The following is a 17,714-nucleotide window of genomic DNA, read 5'->3' as shown; positions in this document are numbered from 1 at the left end:
TTACCCGCACCTTTCCCGCAAACTGCGGATTGCTGTCGAGATGTCGGCAGCACCGAAAATATAGGACCCGGCCACCAGGATATCAGCTCCGGCTTTGACCACCAAGGGCGCAGTTTCCTGGTTAATGCCCCCGTCAACCTGAATGGTAAAATTCAGCTTTCTTTCGCGCCGCCAGGTATTAAGCCGTTCAATCTTTTCCACCATTTCCGGAATAAAACGCTGTCCGCCAAATCCCGGATTCACAGTCATCAGCAAGACCATGTCCAGATAAGGTAAAACATATTCAATCACTGTCAGAGGTGTAGCCGGATTCAAAGCGACAGCTGCCTTGATACCATGATTACGAATGGTTTGCAGGGTCCGATGTAAATGGGTACAGGCTTCCGCATGTACGGAAATAATATCGGCACCGGCCTTCACAAATTCTCCAATAAACTGGTCCGGGTTGGTGATCATCAGGTGAACATCGAAAGTCATCCGGCTTTTATCCCGCAAGGCCTGTACCACCAGCGGACCAATGGTAATGTTAGGGACAAAATGTCCATCCATGACATCGATATGCAGCATTTCCGCACCAGCAGCTTCTACCTGTGCCACGTGGGCCCAGAGGTTGGCAAAATTCGCTGACAATATGGATGGGGCGATCTGAACCAAGACTAGTACCTCCTCTCCTGTTCCAGCACTTCTTCCAGCAATTCCAGGTAATTATGGTAGCGCGTCTGGTCGATCAGCCCCTGCTCTACTGCCAGTCGCACTCCACAATCAGGTTCAGCCCGGTGCATGCAGCCGGGGAAACGGCATTGCATATAGGGCAAAAAATCGGGATAAAAATGGGCCAGTTCTTTACTATTAACATTATGAAGACTCAAAGAGCTAAAACCAGGCGTATCAGCCAGCCAGCCCTCCCCTACGGTCAGCAACTCCACATGCCTGGTAGTATGCCGCCCCCGTCCGATTTTATCACTAACTTCCCCGGTTTTCAGGGAAAGGCCGGGGGCCAGAGCATTGATCAGGCTGGATTTGCCCGCTCCAGATGGCCCGCAGATTACTGACACCCGGGTAGCCAGATGCTGTTTTAATTCCGGTAACCCCTGCCCGGTTACAGCACTGGTAATCAATGTCGTAAACCCGGCCGCCCGGTAGAGAGCAGTCAGCCGTTGTGCGCCCTCCGGATCCAAGTCCCCTTTATTAATTACCAGTAGGGGATGAATTCCTTCCGCACTGACCTGTACTAATAAGCGGTCGATCAATAAGCGGTTAGGGTCAGGGTTGGCGGCGGCAAAAACTAGCAAAGCCTGATCTACATTAGCGATAGGGGGCCTGATGAGAGCGTTACGGCGGGGCAAAATTTCCTCAATTACCCCCTGTTCCCGGTTTAAAGAGGTTATCTTTACCTCATCCCCTACCAGAGCCGTTTGTTGCAGTTTGCGGAATTTGCCCCGCAGACGGCATTCGTAGACAGTATCTCCAACGCGGACATAGTAATAGCCGCCTATTCCTTTCAGCACTATTCCTGTCTCCATAACCGTCCTCCTATGGGGTTAGTTCCTGTTCTTCTGATTTTTGTCCATCAATGAAAATCAAAGCTTTAGCTTTACCGTAGTATCTGATCGGCACCACCAGAGTGGAACCCCCGGTGCCACTGCCAATAAACTCCTGTCTGCCTTCCGGGCTCTTGTTATCCACTACTTTGATGGAGACCTGGTGGGGCTCACCTGCCCCGGGGATGTTTACCGAAATAGAAATTTGCTGAGGCTGAGGTCCAGGACCGGCGCTTACTTTCAGTTTGACACTGCTACCCTTTTCCGTTTCTGTCCCCGGCTGAGGCTCCTGACTGATAACTGTCCCAGGGAAAAAGTCCGTACTGGCTTCCTGAGTAATATTTTCCTCCGGTACTTTCAGGCCCATGGCTTCCAGGGCTGCCCTGGCAGCAGTAAGGCTTAACCCGGTAACATTGGGCATTTTCAGCAACACCGGTTTTTTACCCTTGCTGACCACCAGATTTACTGCAGTCTGGCGGGGGACTTGTTCACCAGCAGCCGGGTTCTGGGAAATAACTGTATCCTTTTCATATTCATCACTGTACTGGTAATCAATCGTCCCCAGAGCTAACCCTGCCTTTTCCAGGGCCAGACGAGCATCTTCCTTATCCTGGCCTGAAAGATCAGGCACATTCACCTTTTCCACTCCTACACTGACAATTACACCAATAGCCTGCCCTTCCCGCACTTCAGTCCCGGGCTTTTCCCGTTGACTGATTATCCGGTTCTCCGCAATGGTGTCACTATATTCCCGCCCCAGCACTTCCAGTTGCAAATGAGCTGGCTTTAAGCGCTGTTCTGCCTCTTCTACTGTCAAATTGGTCAAATCCGGCACTTCCACCGTTTTGGGTAAAAGCAGAAAATAGCCAGCTCCCCCGAGAATTAACAGGGTAACCAGAATAGCCAGCCAAGCCCAGAGTTTACGTTTATTTTTCTTTTCCCTGGCAGCCTGCTGCTTACCCAGAGCCTGTTTCAGTTCATCCCGGGGCAAAACCATGGTTGGATTTTCATCCAGCATCAGTTTTTTCGTCTGTTCACTAATTTGGCCTATGAGGACTGTCCTCAGGTCCTCCAGCATCTCCTCCGCACTGGCATAGCGGCGCGCCCGGTCTTTGGCCATTGCCCGCCGAACCACCATCTCCAGCTCCGGGCTAACGGCAGGATTCAGCTTGGATAGAGAGGGAGGCTGATCCCCCATATGTTTCATGGCTACTGCAATTGGCGATTCTCCCTCATATGGCAGCCGCCCGGCCAGCATTTCAAACAGCACGACCCCCACCGAGTAAAGGTCAGACTGAAAAGAGGCCGGTTCTCCTCGAGCCTGTTCAGGGGAAATATAATGGACTGAGCCTACAATCGTCCCGGTTTGGGTCACAGTAACATCGGTTGTGGAGCGGGCGATGCCGAAATCAGTGACTTTTACCCTTCCATCTTTGGCAATGAGGATATTACCTGACTTGATATCCCGATGCACAATCCCACTGGCATGGGCATGGACCAAAGCCGCACAGATCTGCCGGGCTATATCTACCGCTTCCACCGGTGCCAGCGGGCCCTTTTCCCGGATATATCTTTTCAAGGTGATGCCATCAATATATTCCATTACGATATAGTGGATAATTCCGTCCTGACCTACATCAAAGACATTGACAATATTGGGGTGAGACAAACGGGCCACCGCCTGGGCTTCCCGCCGAAAGCGTTCTACAAAATCAGCATCATCAGAATACTGCGGGCGCAGGATTTTAATGGTAACATCCCGCTGCAAATAGCGACAATGAGCCCGATATACTACTGCCATGCCGCCGCCACCTAACAGCTCCTCTACATGATAACGGCCTGCTATTACTCTGCCTATCAGTTCCATGGTCCTCACCTCGGTTTTACCAGCACCAGCGTGATGTTATCCTTGCCACCCCGCTCAAGTGCCTCCTCTATCAGCCTGTTTGCCAGGGTAGGTAAGTCACTGTTATCTTCCTGCCATGTTTGCAGCAATTCCAGCATTTCCTCATCTCTAACCTGACCGCTTAAACCATCGGTGCAAAAAAGATACAGGTCATCAGGTTCTATGGTTAGTTCCGTTAAATCCACCACTACGGCCGGATCCATCCCCAGAGCTCTAGTCAGGATATTACGCTGGGGATGTTTAAAGGCTTCCTCCAAACTGATTCCGCCATTCTGGTAAAGCTGATAGACCAGGGAATGGTCATGGGTTAATAACTTCAGTTCTCCTCGCCGCCAGCGGTATGCCCGGCTATCACCCACATGAGCAATAACTAACAGGTTACTGTCCCCGGAGAAATAACCACAGGTCACGGTAGTACCCATGCCCAGGTTTTGATTTTCCAGCCGCCCGCGGTGATAAATTTCCTGGTTGGCTTTCTCCACTGCCTGGCGTAAAAGTCCCAGTATCCCAGGACCTATTAATTGCTCCCGATTCCGGGCCAACTCCTGGATTATTATCTCCCCGGCCATCTGGCTGGCAATCTCCCCTGCAGCATGACCGCCCATCCCATCAGCTACCCCGAATAAATTGAGATCAGGAGCCAAAATAAAAGCATCCTGATTGTTTTTTCTGACCAGACCAACATGGGTACCTACCGCAAACTGCAATTTTCCCACCTCACACATACTCTCCCTAGAGATAAAACTCTGCTTCCCAGGGTCCTATCTTAATCCTGTCCCCCGGGGAAAGCAGTACTTCTGTTACCGGTCGCCCGTTAACCAGAGTACCATTGGCACTGTCCAGGTCCTGCAGAACCCAGCCTCTGTCAGTCGGCAGAATCCTGGCATGGAGTCTCGATACCGTTGGATGATTAATAGTAATGGTGCAGTCCTCTCTTCGGCCTATGTACACCGTTTGCCGGGGCAGGGCAAGGCGCATGCCAGTATCCTCCCCGGATAATATTACTAACGCCGCAGCTGCGGCTGAACTTATTTCCTGACACTGGGCCGGTAAAGCAAACACAATGGTGCCATCCTGACCACTCATCAACTCTGTTTTACGCCGCCATAGCCTTCTCCACCAGCTCATCCTTTCCCGCTCCTCTCAGCCATTACCCTGCGGCGCAATTGACCGCAGGCGGCATCAATTTCCTGGCCCAGTTCCCGCCGGACGGAAACCTCCAGCCCGTATGTTTCGACTATTCTACGAAAACGGGCAATTTCCTGCTGTTCAGGCCGCTCCCAGTCATATTCAGGAACTGGATTGATGGGTATTAAATTCACATGAGCCAGGCGACCCCGCAATAAACTGCCCAGTTGCCGCGCCAGTTCTTCACTGTCATTTACTCCTTTGATCAGGGCATACTCATAGGTAATCCGGCGCCCGGTCTGCTCAGTGTAAAAATCACAGGCTGCCAGCAGCTTTTGCAAGGGATATTTGCGGTTGATCGGCAAAAGGTAACTGCGCAGCTGATCATTGGGCGCATGAAGGGATATGGCCAGGGTAATGGCCAGTCCTTCCCGGGCCAGGTCATAGATGCGAGGTACCAGACCACTGGTAGAAACTGTCAGGTGACGCTGACCAATATTTAGACCCTGGCGGTCACTGACCAGACGCAAAAACTTTACTACCTCATCATAGTTATCCAGAGGTTCGCCAGTCCCCATCACCACTACCCGGCCTACTCTGGATCCGCTCAGTTTTTGCATAGCCAGCACTTGATCATAAATCTCCCAGGCCTCCAGATTGCGCACCAGACCGCCAAGAGTGGAAGCGCAAAGGCGACAGCCCATACGACAACCCACCTGACTGGAAACGCAGACACTGGTGCCGTAATTATACACCATCAACACCGTTTCCACCGCCTGCCCATCGGGTAGGGCAAAGAGGGCCTTAATGGTCCCATCCCTGGCCTGCTGGCTGGTAACCAGCTGCAGACTCTCGATTTTTGCCTTTTCCCGCAGCTGTTGCCTCATTTCTTTACTCAAATTGGTCATAGCCTCAAAATCCGTAACCCCTTTTTGCCAGATCCACTGGTAAATTTGCTGGGCCCGGAAGGCGGGCTGCCCCAGTTCAGCGGTTAGCCAGCAGGTAAGCTCAGGCAAAGAAAGGGTTTTTAAATTGATCATCGTTCCTATTTATCCTCCTTCCGCCAGCGGGCCAGGAAAAAGCCATCACTATTTTCCCGGTGAGGCAAGAGCTGTATTTCTCCGGCAGGCGCTCCCTCCCAGGGCAAAAGTTGAAACTCGGGAAAATTTTCCCCAAACCAGCGAGCAACCTCCTGATTTTCCTGGCGGTTGATGGTACAGGTACTATAAACCAGGATTCCTCCTGGTGCTACACAGGCCGCAGCGGCCTGTAGGATCCGTTTTTGAAGCTCCGGGAGACTCTTTAAATCTGCCGCAGCTTTTTGCCAGCGTATTTCTGGCCTGCGCCTGATTACCCCCAGTCCGGAACAAGGGGCATCTACCAGCACCCGGTCAAACCGGTTATGCCAGGCAGATGGCAAAGCGGTAGCGTCCTGCAATACCGTGTGGATGGATTTTATCCCCAGACGCAAACAATTGTCCTCAATCAGCTTCAACTTATGGGGATGAATATCACAGGCTACGATTTCCCCCTGGTCAGACATCAGCTGGGCTAGATGGGTGGTTTTGCCTCCCGGTGCAGCACAGGTATCCAGTACCTTCATACCCGGAAGGGGTGCTACCACATGGGCCACCTGCATGGATGCCTGGTCCTGTACCAGCCACCAGCCCTCCGCAAAACCCGGTATACGGGTGAGCAAGTCAAAGTCCGTCAGTTCTACCCCTTCTGGTGGCCAGGACAGTTCTTTTACTCCAGTACCCGCCGCCTGCAGGCGTTCCACCAGTTCTGCCCGGGTCAGGCGCAGGGTATTGGTCCGTAAAGTCAAGGGGGGGATGTTATTTCCGGCAGCCAGCAGTTTTTCTGTGTCTTCTTCCCCCAGTTCCTTTAGCCACAATTGTACCAGCCAGCGAGGATAGCTGTAAAAAACACTGAGGTAGCCCACTAGATCCTGATTCCGATCTGGCCAGCTCCAGTTACCTTGGTTGCGCAACAGATTGCGCAATACCCCATTAACCAGGCCGGCAAGCCCGGTAAATTTGTTCTTTTTGGCAAGTTCCACACTGGTATGTACTGCTGCCGGGCCTGGTATCCTTTCACTTTTTACAATCTGGTAAGCACCTACCAGCAGGATAGCCTGTAATCTGTGGGGCATCTTTTCCAGGGGTTTACTTAAAAACTGATTTAATAGCCAGGCCAATGCTAAATAGTATTTTACAGTACCATAAACCAGTTCAGTTACCAGCTTGCGTTCCCTGCTATCCAGGGCACTGGCGGCTTTATTCAGAGTCAGGTTGGAATAGGCCTGTTGCCATAATACCTGTTCCACTATTTCTACTGCTATTTGACGTGGTTCTTTCAAAGTTATTCCACCAACTTTATTCCAGTTTAGTTCCAGCCTGCAGTTTGCGCCCCCTCAGGAAGTCTGCCCCGGTCATGGCCCTGCTTCCTGCTGGCTGCAACTGGGTTAGCACCAGGTGCCCATCTCCGGCTGCCACCACTGGTCCTTCTGCGCGCAATTCCACTACAGTTCCCGGATCAGCCAGCGGTGTGCCAGGTTCAAACCTGGCCTGCCAGATTTTCAGGGGATTCCCTTCCCAGAGGGTATAGGCCCCCGGCCAGGGGTTTAAGCCCCGGATCAGGTTGACAATCTGCTGGCCGCCAGCCCCCCAGTTAATCCGCTCTGTTTCCCGATTCAGCATTGGCGCATAGGTGGCCCGGCTATGGTCCTGGGGTTCCCGGGGCGCCTGGCCCTGCTCGATTTGGGTCAGGGTTTGCACCAGCAACTCTGCCCCCAGAGTGGCCAGCCGGTCATGCAAAGTTCCAAAGGTATCCGTATCCGTAATGGGCACTTTGGCTTTCAGAATCATATCCCCGGCATCCAGTTCCCTGCTCATGTACATGGTTGTAATACCGGTTTCCTGTTCACCATTAATGATTGCCCATTGGATAGGGGCAGCTCCCCGGTAGCGAGGCAGCAAAGAAGCATGGACATTGATACAACCCAGGGGCGGCAATTGCAGGATCTTTTCCGGCAATATCTGACCATAAGCTACTACCACAATGGCATCTGGCCGTAATTCTTCCAGCTCTGCCAGAAAGTTTTCATCTTTAACTTTCAAGGGCTGAAAAACCGGCCAGCCCCGGCTTAGAGCCGCTTCTTTAACAGGGGAGAAAGAAACTTTCTGTCCCCGCCCCCGCGGTCGGTCCGGCTGGGTTACTACACCTACCACCTGCCAGCCGGGCTGGTCCAATGCCAGCAAGCTGGGCACAGCAAAATCAGGGGTTCCCATAAAGACAATCCGCATGCTGTATCCCTCCTATTTGCTGGGGCGCAGATTTTCTGCTTTATCTACATATAAGATACCATCAAGATGGTCAATTTCATGCTGGAAGGCGCGGGCCAGCAAGCCTTCGGCCTCATATTCCACCAGTTCCCCCTGGCGGTTTAGACCGCGGACCTTGACTCTAGCCCATCTCTCCACATCCCCCTGTTTGCCGGGAACAGAAAGACAACCTTCCACCGCCACTTCCTTGCCTTCACAATGGATAATCTCTGGATTGATCAGTTCAATCAGTCCCTCACCCACATCAACTACTATCACCCGTTTGCTGATGCCAATCTGGGGAGCAGCCAGCCCTACCCCTTCCGCATCATACATAGTATCAGCCATGTTTTCCAGGAGCTTGATGATATTGGGGGTAATCTCTTTTACCGGTTTGGCAACTTGACGCAGAACAGGATCGCCAATCTCCACTATTTTAAATACTGCCATTAATTATCTCCCTCACTTTATAGCAAACTAACTGGTTCAATATCCAGAACCAGACGCACTTCCCCACTGCGTTGCTTGCTCCATTTCTGTAACACTTCCCGGCCCAGGCTGCGTAATCCCTCCAGCTCCGGGCCCTTGATGGCCAGATGCCAGCGATACTGGCCCCGCAAGCGGGACAGAGGCGCCGGGGCGGGCCCCAGCAGGGACTGATCCGCTTGCAATCCCGGTTGCAGCCAGTCACAGATCAGCTGACTGCCCCTGATTACTTCCTCTTCCCTGGGCCCGCTAAGCAGTAGACGGACCAGGTAGCTGAAAGGGGGATTGCCCAGCATTTCCCTCAGCTCCAGCTCCTCCCGGTAAAAACCCGGATAATCATGTTCTACTGCCCGTAAAATGCTGTAATGTTCCGGCGAATAGGTCTGAATAATCACCCTCCCCGGCAGGACATCCCGGCCAGCCCGACCGCCCACCTGAGTCAGGAGCTGAAAAGTCCTTTCCCCTGAACGGAAATCGGGAACATTCAGGGAAGTATCGGCAGAAATCACACCGACCAGAGTTACTTTAGGAAAATCCAGGCCCTTGGCAATCATCTGGGTGCCGATTAGAACCTGAATTTTTTCTTCCAGCATATTCTGAATGATAGTTTCATGGGCTCCCCGACGACTGGTAGTATCCACATCCATCCGCTGCCAGCTCACACCTGGAAACTCCCGGGCAAATTCCTCTGCCACCCGCTGGGTACCTGCCCCAAAATAACGGATATACCTGGAATTACACCGGGGACAAAGGGCCGGGGAAGGTTCTCTGTGTTCACAATAGTGACAGCGTACCGTCTGGTCCGAACTATGATAGGTCAAAGTCACATCACAGGCAGGACAGCGCAGCACATACCCGCAGCTGCGGCAGGATACAAAAGTACTGTAGCCCCGGCGATTCAAAAACAGAATCGCCTGTTCCCCCCGCTGCAGAGTATGTCGGAGAGCTTCCTGCAGTTCCCGGGAAAAAATGCTGCGATTGCCCTCTGCCAGTTCCTGTCGCATATCCACCACAGTCACCGGCGGCAGAGGCCGATCATCGATTCTTTCCGCCAGGGTCAAGAGGGTGAATTCCCCCTGCTGGGCGCGGTAAAAGGTCTCAACTGCCGGAGTGGCACTGCCCAGCACCAGGGTAGCCCCTGTTCGTCTGGCCCGTTCCTGGGCCACCTCCCGGGCATGATAACGGGGGGTAACATCCTGTTTGTAACTGGTTTCATGCTCCTCGTCGATTATGATTAGCCCCAGTTTTTGCAGAGGAGCGAAGATAGCAGAGCGGGCCCCGACTACTACTTTAATTTTGCCTTCTTTAATTCTTTGCCACTCCAGATGCCGTTCCCGCAAAGACAGGCGGCTGTGAAAAACAGCTACATCTGCTCCAAATCGTTCCTTAAAACGGGCTGCAATTTGCGGGGTCAGGGAAATTTCCGGGACCAGACAAATCGCTGTCTGGCCTCTTTCAAGACAGCTAGCAATGGCACGCAGGTAGACCTCGGTTTTGCCACTGCCTGTCACTCCGAAAAGCAGGAATTTTTTCCTTCTGCCCTTTACTATGCTCTCTTCTATAGCCTGAAAAGCAGCCTGCTGGGCCGGAGTTAACCGGGGCCAGACTACCTTGCGTTCTGGTTGCTCTGCTTGAAGTGAAATAGCTTTTTGACAGAGGAGCCCCTTGTCCAGCAAGCCTCTAATTACGCTCTCGGTTACTTCCGCCCGGGCCGCCAGCTCCTTTACCGTCAGGCCCGGTACAGCACATGCGACCGTTAAGGCCTGCCGGCTTTTGCTGGCCCGGGGTGAAAGACTGAGCAAATGTACTGCCAGCTCCTCCGGCGGAAAGGCTGGATAAATACCGAGCTTGCCGGTCCCTTTCTCGCCCACCATTTTAAATTGTTCCACCTGAACCAGGCCGGCTGCCTGCAACTTTTTTAGCACCTGTTGTCCCTGGCTCCGGAACATCGCCCGCAGGGAAGGAGCATCAGCCTCGCCGCCCCGGGCAGCCAGCCACTCCAGCATTTCCAGTCCAGCCTCTTCTTCCTCATCATCCTGCTGATTTAAATAGGCCCAGCCCCTGGGAGTAAGGGCCACCAGAGTACCACCAGAGTTCTTTTTACCCGGCGGAACCAGGGTATGAATTGCTGTTACCAGCGGACAAACATAATAGTCTGCCAGCCAGCGGGCCAAACCCAGCAGCTCCTCATCTATAATAGGCTCCCGGTCTATTAGTCCTATTATGTCCCGTACCTGTACCGGTGGGCGCTGGTCGGTGATGGCTGTTACAAAAGCCTGTACCCGCCCCTGTCTGCCCAGCGGAACCTGCACGCGCATGCCAGGACGCACCTGGCCCTGGAGCTGGTCCGGGATCCTGTAGGTCAGGGGACGGTCCAGTTCTTTTACAGGTCTATCTATATATACCTCGGCATAAACAGGATTTTTCCCCATTTTTCGCCCTCTCTCCGGACTCTCGTTTCCAGTTGTATTATATCATATCCGACCGATAAAGAAAAAACCAGGAGATTTCCTGGCTTGCTCATGACCGCTCGGATAGTCGCGGCCTTTTGTCCTCCTGGACTCTTTCCAAGCATTCATCTAAACTATTTTTGACTTCCTGCAACTGTTGATCCATGGAGCGCAGTAACCAGATAACGATAATGACCAGGATAAGTCCTGCTGCCCCCGCCAAAATCCATAGCATGTCTATCACCTTCCCCGGATATGCCCCCAACAAGTTATCACAAGCACTTATCTATCTATCAAATTTACTTTTCGACATAAAGTGACAAAATCCTGCATTAAAACAGGGAAAGCAGCAAATCTTTTTTATCTGTTTTTTCCCAGGGCAAGTCCAAATCCAGGCGTCCAAAGTGACCATAAGCAGCCAGCTGCTTATAAATAGGCCGACGCAAATTTAATTCCTGAATAATTTTTGCGGGCCGGAAATCAAAGACTTTTTTAACAGCAGCAACTAGCTCTGCTTCTGCAACTCGCCCGGTACCAAAAGTATTTATATCTATAGCCACAGGCTCGGCTCTGCCAATAGCATAGGCTACTTGTACCTCACAACGCCGGGCCAGTCCTGCTGCGACAATATTTTTGGCCACATAGCGGGCATAATAGGCAGCGGAGCGATCCACCTTGGTCGGATCCTTGCCGGAGAAAGCTCCACCTCCGTGCCGGGCCATTCCCCCATAGGTGTCAACAATAATTTTTCTTCCCGTCAGGCCACAATCCCCCTGGGGCCCACCTACCACAAAGCGGCCAGTAGGATTGACCAGTATCCTGGTATCAGCCAGCAGATGGGGGGGAATCGCCGGACGAATAACCTGCTGGATAATATCCTCCCGGATGGTTTCCTGGGATATGGAGGGCTTGTGTTGAGCTGAAACCACTATGGTATCAATTCTAACTACTTCATCATTATCATATTCCACTGTTACCTGGGTCTTGCCATCCGGTCTGAGATAGGGTACCAGCCGCTCCTTGCGTACCAGGGCCAAACGCCGTGCCAGCCGGTGGGCGAGGGCAATGGGGGCAGGCAGCAGTTCCGGAGTCTCATCACAGGCATAACCGAACATCATCCCCTGATCCCCGGCCCCACCGGGATCAACCCCCAGGGCAATGTCCGGCGATTGTTCATCAATAGCTGTGAGAACAGCACAGGTATCCCCATCAAAACCAAACTTGGCCCTGGTATAGCCAATATCTTTAATGGTTTCCCGAACGATCTTTGGGATATCAACATAGCACTCGGTAGTGATTTCACCCATCACCAGGACCAGCCCGGTGGTCACCATGGTCTCACAGGCCACCCTGGCGTCCGGGTCCCGGGCTAGAATGCTATCCAGAATGGCATCAGAAATCTGGTCAGCCATTTTATCAGGATGTCCTTCGGTCACTGACTCGGAAGTAAATAACCTTTTTGCCATTCTCTATTCCTCCTCTCCCAGGAGCTGAACTATCTGATCAAAAATCCGGGTTGCTACTTCCTGTTTACTTAATAAAGGCCAGGAAATGGTTGCGCCATCGGGAAAAATAAAAGTTACCTCATTGGTATCACTGCCAAAGCCACTGCCCGGGCGACTGACATCATTTGCAACTATAAAATCCGCCCCTTTTCGCCGTGCTTTTTCCGCTCCATTGGCCAGCAAATCATGGGTTTCGGCAGCAAAACCCACCAGCACCTGTCCTGGCCGTTTCCGGGCTCCCAGTATGGCCAGAATATCGGGGTTTTTCTGCAAATGCAGTACCCAGTCCCCGTCCCCCTTTTTCACTTTCTGCTCTGCTACCTGGACCGGACGAAAATCGGCTACTGCAGCGGCCTTGATAATTACATCCATCTCCGGGGCTCGACTTAATACGGCCTCAGCCATCTCTTCTGCCCGCTCCACCCGGATGAATTCCGCCAGTCCAGGAGGAGGAGCCAGCTCCACCGGTCCCGAAACCAGAACTACCTGGCCCCCCCGCCTGACCGCCTCTGTAGCCAGAGCGTAACCCATTTTGCCGGAACTGCGATTGGCGATAAAGCGAACGGGATCCAGCGGTTCCCTGGTGCCACCGGCGGTAATCAGGACTTTGCGCCCGGTCAGGTCTCTTTTGCCATCCAGGTCCCAGCAAATCAAGGCTGCCGCCTCGAGGATGGTATTTACCGCTGCCATCCGGCCTTTACCTTCATAGCCACAGGCCAGGCGACCACTTTCCGGTTCAACAATTCGTACCCCAACTGCCTGCAGCTTTTTTAGATTAGCCTGAACCAGCGGATTTTCCCACATGTGGACATTCATGGCCGGTGCCAGCAAAATGGGGGCCCTGGTTGCCATCAGCACCGCTGTCAGCAGGTTATCAGCCAGGCCATGGGCCAGCTTGCCAATGGTATTGGCCGTAGCTGGTGCCACAATCACCAGCTGGGCCCAGTCCGCCCAGGCGATATGCTGCACTTCCCAGGCTTTTGGCTCAGCAAACATATCCAACCCCACCGGCTGCCGGGACAGGGTCTGCAAGGTCAGGGGTGTAATAAATTTTTGAGCTGAAGGGGTCATAATAACCCTGACTTCAGCTCCTGCTTTCACTAACTGGCTGACCAGGTCCGCCGCCTTATAGGCTGCGATCCCGCCAGTGATGCCGACAATTATTCTTTTCCCCTGCCACATTACTTGATCCCACTCTTGGTCCGTTCATATTGTAACCTATCGGCTGCAATTTCCTCCAGTGCTCTGGAAACAGGCTTGGTGCCAGCAGAGCTCTCCGGGTTGGTCAGCATACGGGCCCGTTTGGCTGCAGCTACCACCAGGGTGTAACGGCTATCCACCTTTTTCAGCAGAATATCCAGCGAAGGTTTATTCATGATTCTCCACCTCCAGTCGGTAAGGTCAAGCGTTGTACGCGGCATTTTTCCGCTATGATAATGGCTTCCAGTTTTTCTACAGCTTTTTCCACCAGATCATTGACAATACAGTAGTCATATTTTTTGACATAACTTAGTTCCGTCGCAGCACAGGCCAGGCGTTTCGAAATACTTTCCGCCGACTCCGTGCCCCGGCCGGTAATGCGTTTTTTCAGTTCTTCCATTGACGGAGGAAGGATAAAAATAAAAATAGCTTCAGGAAACTTCTCCCTGATCTGTAACGCTCCCTGAACATCGATTTCCAAAATCACATCTCTACCGGCGGCCAGATTATCCAGCACGGCCTGGCGTGGAGTTCCATAGTAGTTGCCGCTTTCGTAAACCATGGCCCATTCCAGCAGTTCTCCGGCAGCGATCATTTCTTCGAAACGTTCCCTGGTGACAAAATAATAATGAACCCCGTCTATCTCTCCCGGCCGCGGTTTACGGGTAGTAGCCGAAACCGAATACGCTACTTCAGGATGTCGTGCCATCAGGGCCCGGCAAACGGTGCCCTTTCCGGCACCGGATGGACCGGATATCACCAGTAACAAGCCCTGTCCGGTCATCCTATTGTTCCTCCGTCTCATCATCTTCAAGATCAGCTATGGCTGCCGGGGCCTCCTTGGCCATCAGCCGATGAGCTACCGTTTCCGGCTGTACTGCTGATAAAACGACATGATCACTGTCAGTAATGATCACCGCCCGGGTACGCCGGCCATAAGTGGCATCAATCAGCATGCCCCGATCCCGGGCTTCCTGGATAATCCGCTTGATGGGTGCTGATTCCGGACTGACAATCGCTACAATCCGATTGGCAGAGACAATGTTACCAAAACCGATATTCACCAGTTTAATCTCCACGCCAACAGCCTCCTTACTCCAGGTTTTGCACCTGTTCTCTGATTTTTTCGATCTCGGTTTTCAATTCAACTACCAGTTTGCTTATAGTTAAATCCCCTGCTTTGGATCCAATGGTATTGGCTTCTCTGTTCATTTCCTGCACAAGAAAATCCAGTTTGCGCCCTACCGGCTCCCGGGCCTTTAAACACAACCGGGCCTCCTGGTAATGGCTGAATAAGCGCACCAGCTCTTCATCAATTGCTGCCCGTTCTGCCAGCAAAGCGATTTCCATAGCCAATCTGGCTTCATCAACTGGTACTTCGCCCAGCAGTTGCTGCACCCGCTGTTGCAGGCGTTGACGGTATTCCTCTACCACCAGGTGAGCCCGTTCCTTGATGCGATTGGTTATGTGTTCACAATCACTGAACTTTCCTTCCAGATCCTGTACCAGCTTGGCCCCTTCCTGTTCCCGCATCCTGACCAGATTGGTCAGAGCTATATTTACAGCCTGGGCCAGATAAGGCCAGAACTGTTCCAGATCCGCTTCCTCCTGGTCCAGAGTGATTACATCCGGCCAGCGGGCAATCTGGGTCCAATCGAATTCCAGAGGCTGCCCCAAAAGCCCAGCCAGCTCTCTCATTGCATTATAATACGCCAGGGCCAATCCTTTGTCAACTTTTACCCCTTTCGCCTCTTCCCCGGTATCTTCTATATTGATGAAGACATCGATCCGGCCCCGGGCCACTCCTGACTGGACCAGCGACCTGACTTTATCTTCGATCGCCGCCCAGCCCCTGGGATAGCGAACAACCACCTCACAGAATCTATGATTCACCGATTTCATTTCTACTGTAAATTTTTTGCCAGCTCCCAGTCCTTCCCCTCGGCCGTAGCCTGTCATGCTTTTGACCAAGCGCAGCACCGCCTTTTATACAATCTTAACCATAGTTTTGCCTACATAGTTCGACTTAAATCACTAAAATCCTTCACTGAATTAAGAAAAAAGTAGTGAGCACTCCCGCCGTTACTGCCAGCATCAGGTTTCCTCCCAGCCAGGCAGTGATGGCAGCGGCCAAAACCCCCAGAAATCCAGCAGCCGGTTGCTGGGGTATAGCCTGCCAGGCCCCCGGTGCCAGCAAGGCCCCAAGGGCAGCATATGGTAGATAGGATAAAAAACGTTGTAAAGATAGGGGCAACCTGATTCCAGTCAGGATGGTTAGCGGCAAGAGCCGGGGCAAATAAGTTACTGCTGCCATGCCTATAATCAACCAGAGGTAGTGGCTCGACATCTCTCTTCCTCCCTTCCTCTTTCCATTACCAGAGCAAAGGCTGCCGCTGCCACCATTGCGATAATCAAATTCCAGCCCCCCGGCAATCTGCCCAGATATGAAAGACCGGTATTGATTAGCCCCGCCAGGGCAGCTACCATCAGCAAGCGAGCAGATTTTTTCCCTTCCGGTACTAAAATGGCCGCAAACATGGCATAAAGACCAATAGCCAGACTGTTTTGCCAGGCCGGGGGCAAACCATCTCCCAGCAGATAGCCCGTTACCGTACCCAGTACCCAGGCCAGATAAGCCGTCCCTTCCAATCCCAGCAAAAAGGAAAAATTTAGCTTTCCCTCTCTAGTCATAGCCAGGGCAAAGGTTTCATCGGTGATACCAAAAGCCACCAGGGCCAGCCGCCAGAACCGGCGATCTTCCAATCGGGTAGAAAGGGCCGCACTCATCAAGAAATGGCGGAAATTCAACAGCAAGGTGGCCAGAATAATTTCTCCGGAAAAAACCCCGGCCTTAATCAGGTTAAGGGCCATAAACTGGCTGGCCCCGGCAAAAACCAGGAGGGAAAAAAGAGTTGCTTCCAGGCCGCTGACATTAATGGCTTTGGCCATGAGGCCAAAGGCCATCGCCACCGGAAAATAGCCCACCGCAATGGCCAGCCCCGCCTTACAACCGGCGCGCCAGGTCAGTAAGTTTGCCTTCATTCCTATCTCCCACTCTTTCTCTTTCTTTTTCTCCCTTCACCGCCTGCGGTACTGCTACCAGCATGCCAGCAGCTGATAAAGCAGCTGCCAGAAACATCACTCCTCTGTAACCCCAGAACTGGGCCACCAGACCTCCCAGAAAGGGACCGAGAGTGCCGCAGAGGTTAAGGGTTGCCGTGAACAGGCCACTGGCTGTTCCCCTTTCCTGCCCGGAGCTGAGTACCAGCAACAATGCTCCTACATACAGGCCTGACCAGGCTATACCCAGCAGAATCTGGACCAGAATCAATAACTCTAACCGCGTTACCAGCCCATAAGTTAAAAAAACGAAAATAGAAAGGATTTGACCAAAAGCAAAAATTTTGACAGGATCATAATGATTAAGATGCCGCATTACCAGAAATTGTACCGTAAAATTAATCCCCCACAAAATCCCGGTCCAGGTTGGTGACAAACCGAGGGAGTTGAAATAGAGAGGCAAGATGATCCAGACCGCCGCCGCCCCCAGCTGGCGTAAAAAAATAGCCAGATAGACCTTATATTCCCGCCGCAACACCTTGAGCCAGCCGGAAGAGTCCTTCTCTACCTTTTTCCCGATTTGCTGCTCACCCGGGGGCAGATACAGGCTGAGGAGCCAGGACAGGGCACAAAAAAAGGCTCCGCTAAGAAAAATCAGCTCAAATCTTTTTAATACCGCCGCTGTTGCAGCTCCGCCAATCCAGCCCAGGGAGCCATAAGAGCTGAACTTGCCCATATCGGCCCCTGCTTCAAAGGCATAGGCCACCAGCGCGGCTGTGGTAACTCCCAGAGCCAGCCCTACCCCGGCCCGAACCAGCAGCAAGACCAGATAGTGCTGGGCCAGTAGCTGGGCCAAAAACATCAAAGTGCTGAAAAACAGGCCCCAGCGCACAAAAATTAATTTGCCACGGCGGTCTGATTGCTGACCGGAGGCAAGGGAAGCAACAAGATAAGCGCCACCATACGCAGCCCCAATCAGGCCAACTTGAAAATCAGTAGCTCCCAGCTTTTGACCCAGCAAAGGGATAAAAATTACCGACCCCTGGATAGCCGTATTTAACAAGAAATTAAGGATACTAGTTAAGAATAGGATTTTTTTCTGCATTGCAATCGCC

The 17,714-nt window shown here is 52.5% G+C and carries 20 protein-coding genes; all 20 read right to left on the bottom strand.

Annotated features, from left to right (window positions below; genetic code table 11):
- The 20 genes from rpe to CTH_RS05665 all read right to left on the bottom strand — a co-directional run bounded on the left by rpe (nucleotide 1) and on the right by CTH_RS05665 (nucleotide 17,704).
- Nucleotides 1-654 (bottom strand): ribulose-phosphate 3-epimerase, encoded by a 654-nt coding sequence (gene rpe / locus CTH_RS05755; RefSeq protein ID WP_078664819.1) that lies wholly within the window; start codon nucleotides 652-654, stop codon nucleotides 1-3.
- Nucleotides 655-656: 2 nt separating this feature from the next.
- Nucleotides 657-1,523, bottom strand: a complete 867-nt coding sequence (gene rsgA, locus CTH_RS05750) for a ribosome small subunit-dependent GTPase A (RefSeq protein ID WP_078664820.1) — start codon at nucleotides 1,521-1,523, stop codon at nucleotides 657-659.
- A gap of 10 nt (nucleotides 1,524-1,533) precedes the next feature.
- On the bottom strand, nucleotides 1,534-3,408 hold the full coding sequence (pknB, locus tag CTH_RS05745) for a Stk1 family PASTA domain-containing Ser/Thr kinase (RefSeq protein ID WP_078664821.1): 1,875 nt from the start codon (nucleotides 3,406-3,408) through the stop codon (nucleotides 1,534-1,536).
- A gap of 5 nt (nucleotides 3,409-3,413) precedes the next feature.
- Complete coding sequence (locus tag CTH_RS05740) at nucleotides 3,414-4,163, bottom strand: Stp1/IreP family PP2C-type Ser/Thr phosphatase (RefSeq protein ID WP_159071850.1); 750 nt, start codon at nucleotides 4,161-4,163, stop codon at nucleotides 3,414-3,416.
- A gap of 16 nt (nucleotides 4,164-4,179) precedes the next feature.
- Nucleotides 4,180-4,575: an FHA domain-containing protein gene (locus CTH_RS05735; RefSeq protein WP_079906626.1), complete on the bottom strand. Its 396-nt coding sequence runs from the start codon at nucleotides 4,573-4,575 to the stop codon at nucleotides 4,180-4,182.
- Nucleotides 4,572-5,615 (bottom strand): dual-specificity RNA methyltransferase RlmN, encoded by a 1,044-nt coding sequence (gene rlmN, locus CTH_RS05730; RefSeq protein WP_078664824.1) that lies wholly within the window; start codon nucleotides 5,613-5,615, stop codon nucleotides 4,572-4,574. Before rlmN ends, CTH_RS05735 begins: the two co-directional genes overlap by 4 nt.
- A gap of 5 nt (nucleotides 5,616-5,620) precedes the next feature.
- The gene (gene rsmB / locus CTH_RS05725; RefSeq protein WP_159071849.1) at nucleotides 5,621-6,934 is read right to left on the bottom strand and encodes a 16S rRNA (cytosine(967)-C(5))-methyltransferase RsmB; all 1,314 of its coding nucleotides are present in this window, start codon (nucleotides 6,932-6,934) and stop codon (nucleotides 5,621-5,623) included.
- 16 nt (nucleotides 6,935-6,950) lie between these two features.
- Nucleotides 6,951-7,880 carry a methionyl-tRNA formyltransferase gene (gene fmt / locus CTH_RS05720; protein WP_078664826.1) on the bottom strand — a complete coding sequence of 310 codons (930 nt, stop codon included), beginning with the start codon at nucleotides 7,878-7,880 and terminating at the stop codon, nucleotides 6,951-6,953.
- A gap of 12 nt (nucleotides 7,881-7,892) precedes the next feature.
- Nucleotides 7,893-8,348 (bottom strand): peptide deformylase, encoded by a 456-nt coding sequence (def, locus tag CTH_RS05715; RefSeq protein ID WP_078664827.1) that lies wholly within the window; start codon nucleotides 8,346-8,348, stop codon nucleotides 7,893-7,895.
- Between the two features lie 17 nt (nucleotides 8,349-8,365).
- Nucleotides 8,366-10,816, bottom strand: a complete 2,451-nt coding sequence (priA, locus tag CTH_RS05710; protein ID WP_079906622.1) for a primosomal protein N' — start codon at nucleotides 10,814-10,816, stop codon at nucleotides 8,366-8,368.
- 88 nt (nucleotides 10,817-10,904) lie between these two features.
- Nucleotides 10,905-11,069 (bottom strand): hypothetical protein, encoded by a 165-nt coding sequence (locus CTH_RS14115; RefSeq protein WP_159071848.1) that lies wholly within the window; start codon nucleotides 11,067-11,069, stop codon nucleotides 10,905-10,907.
- 97 nt (nucleotides 11,070-11,166) lie between these two features.
- Nucleotides 11,167-12,300 (bottom strand): methionine adenosyltransferase, encoded by a 1,134-nt coding sequence (metK, locus tag CTH_RS05705; RefSeq protein WP_107753313.1) that lies wholly within the window; start codon nucleotides 12,298-12,300, stop codon nucleotides 11,167-11,169.
- 3 nt (nucleotides 12,301-12,303) lie between these two features.
- The gene (gene coaBC, locus CTH_RS05700) at nucleotides 12,304-13,521 is read right to left on the bottom strand and encodes a bifunctional phosphopantothenoylcysteine decarboxylase/phosphopantothenate--cysteine ligase CoaBC (protein ID WP_107753311.1); all 1,218 of its coding nucleotides are present in this window, start codon (nucleotides 13,519-13,521) and stop codon (nucleotides 12,304-12,306) included.
- Nucleotides 13,521-13,715: a DNA-directed RNA polymerase subunit omega gene (gene rpoZ / locus CTH_RS05695; protein WP_174182993.1), complete on the bottom strand. Its 195-nt coding sequence runs from the start codon at nucleotides 13,713-13,715 to the stop codon at nucleotides 13,521-13,523. The genes coaBC and rpoZ overlap by 1 nt, the downstream gene beginning before the upstream one ends.
- A complete protein-coding gene (gmk, locus tag CTH_RS05690) occupies nucleotides 13,712-14,323 on the bottom strand; it encodes a guanylate kinase (protein ID WP_107753309.1) in 612 nt (203 codons plus the stop codon). Before gmk ends, rpoZ begins: the two co-directional genes overlap by 4 nt.
- A gap of 1 nt (nucleotide 14,324) precedes the next feature.
- Nucleotides 14,325-14,618 carry an extracellular matrix/biofilm regulator RemA gene (gene remA / locus CTH_RS05685; RefSeq protein WP_078664832.1) on the bottom strand — a complete coding sequence of 98 codons (294 nt, stop codon included), beginning with the start codon at nucleotides 14,616-14,618 and terminating at the stop codon, nucleotides 14,325-14,327.
- A 13-nt stretch (nucleotides 14,619-14,631) separates the two neighbouring features.
- On the bottom strand, nucleotides 14,632-15,519 hold the full coding sequence (locus tag CTH_RS05680) for a YicC/YloC family endoribonuclease (RefSeq protein WP_318262791.1): 888 nt from the start codon (nucleotides 15,517-15,519) through the stop codon (nucleotides 14,632-14,634).
- Between the two features lie 64 nt (nucleotides 15,520-15,583).
- A complete protein-coding gene (locus CTH_RS05675; RefSeq protein WP_078664834.1) occupies nucleotides 15,584-15,886 on the bottom strand; it encodes an AzlD domain-containing protein in 303 nt (100 codons plus the stop codon).
- Nucleotides 15,862-16,581 carry an AzlC family ABC transporter permease gene (locus CTH_RS05670; RefSeq protein WP_078664835.1) on the bottom strand — a complete coding sequence of 240 codons (720 nt, stop codon included), beginning with the start codon at nucleotides 16,579-16,581 and terminating at the stop codon, nucleotides 15,862-15,864. Before CTH_RS05670 ends, CTH_RS05675 begins: the two co-directional genes overlap by 25 nt.
- Nucleotides 16,544-17,704 (bottom strand): MFS transporter, encoded by a 1,161-nt coding sequence (locus CTH_RS05665; protein WP_107753307.1) that lies wholly within the window; start codon nucleotides 17,702-17,704, stop codon nucleotides 16,544-16,546. The genes CTH_RS05670 and CTH_RS05665 overlap by 38 nt, the downstream gene beginning before the upstream one ends.
- Nucleotides 17,705-17,714 lie beyond the last annotated feature (10 nt).

Origin of the sequence: Carboxydocella thermautotrophica, assembly GCA_003054495.1 — a bacterium.
Taxonomy (GTDB): Bacteria; Bacillota.
The sequence above is the reverse complement of the archived record's forward strand: the minus strand, read 5'-3'. Positions and strand labels throughout refer to the sequence as shown.

What these genes read in the sequence shown, in the direction of transcription:
- CTH_RS05670 (WP_078664835.1), bottom strand. Translation starts at nt 16,581, where the DNA reads ATGAAGGCAAACTTACTGACCTGGCGCGCCGGTTGTAAGGCGGGGCTG.
- rsgA (WP_078664820.1), bottom strand. Translation starts at nt 1,523, where the DNA reads ATGGAGACAGGAATAGTGCTGAAAGGAATAGGCGGCTATTACTATGTC.
- priA (WP_079906622.1), bottom strand. Translation starts at nt 10,816, where the DNA reads ATGGGGAAAAATCCTGTTTATGCCGAGGTATATATAGATAGACCTGTA.
- coaBC (WP_107753311.1), bottom strand. Translation starts at nt 13,521, where the DNA reads ATGTGGCAGGGGAAAAGAATAATTGTCGGCATCACTGGCGGGATCGCA.
- pknB (WP_078664821.1), bottom strand. Translation starts at nt 3,408, where the DNA reads ATGGAACTGATAGGCAGAGTAATAGCAGGCCGTTATCATGTAGAGGAG.
- CTH_RS05735 (WP_079906626.1), bottom strand. Translation starts at nt 4,575, where the DNA reads ATGAGCTGGTGGAGAAGGCTATGGCGGCGTAAAACAGAGTTGATGAGT.
- CTH_RS05675 (WP_078664834.1), bottom strand. Translation starts at nt 15,886, where the DNA reads ATGTCGAGCCACTACCTCTGGTTGATTATAGGCATGGCAGCAGTAACT.
- rlmN (WP_078664824.1), bottom strand. Translation starts at nt 5,615, where the DNA reads ATGATCAATTTAAAAACCCTTTCTTTGCCTGAGCTTACCTGCTGGCTA.
- CTH_RS14115 (WP_159071848.1), bottom strand. Translation starts at nt 11,069, where the DNA reads ATGCTATGGATTTTGGCGGGGGCAGCAGGACTTATCCTGGTCATTATC.
- metK (WP_107753313.1), bottom strand. Translation starts at nt 12,300, where the DNA reads ATGGCAAAAAGGTTATTTACTTCCGAGTCAGTGACCGAAGGACATCCT.
- CTH_RS05665 (WP_107753307.1), bottom strand. Translation starts at nt 17,704, where the DNA reads ATGCAGAAAAAAATCCTATTCTTAACTAGTATCCTTAATTTCTTGTTA.
- rpoZ (WP_174182993.1), bottom strand. Translation starts at nt 13,715, where the DNA reads ATGAATAAACCTTCGCTGGATATTCTGCTGAAAAAGGTGGATAGCCGT.
- def (WP_078664827.1), bottom strand. Translation starts at nt 8,348, where the DNA reads ATGGCAGTATTTAAAATAGTGGAGATTGGCGATCCTGTTCTGCGTCAA.
- fmt (WP_078664826.1), bottom strand. Translation starts at nt 7,880, where the DNA reads ATGCGGATTGTCTTTATGGGAACCCCTGATTTTGCTGTGCCCAGCTTG.
- gmk (WP_107753309.1), bottom strand. Translation starts at nt 14,323, where the DNA reads ATGACCGGACAGGGCTTGTTACTGGTGATATCCGGTCCATCCGGTGCC.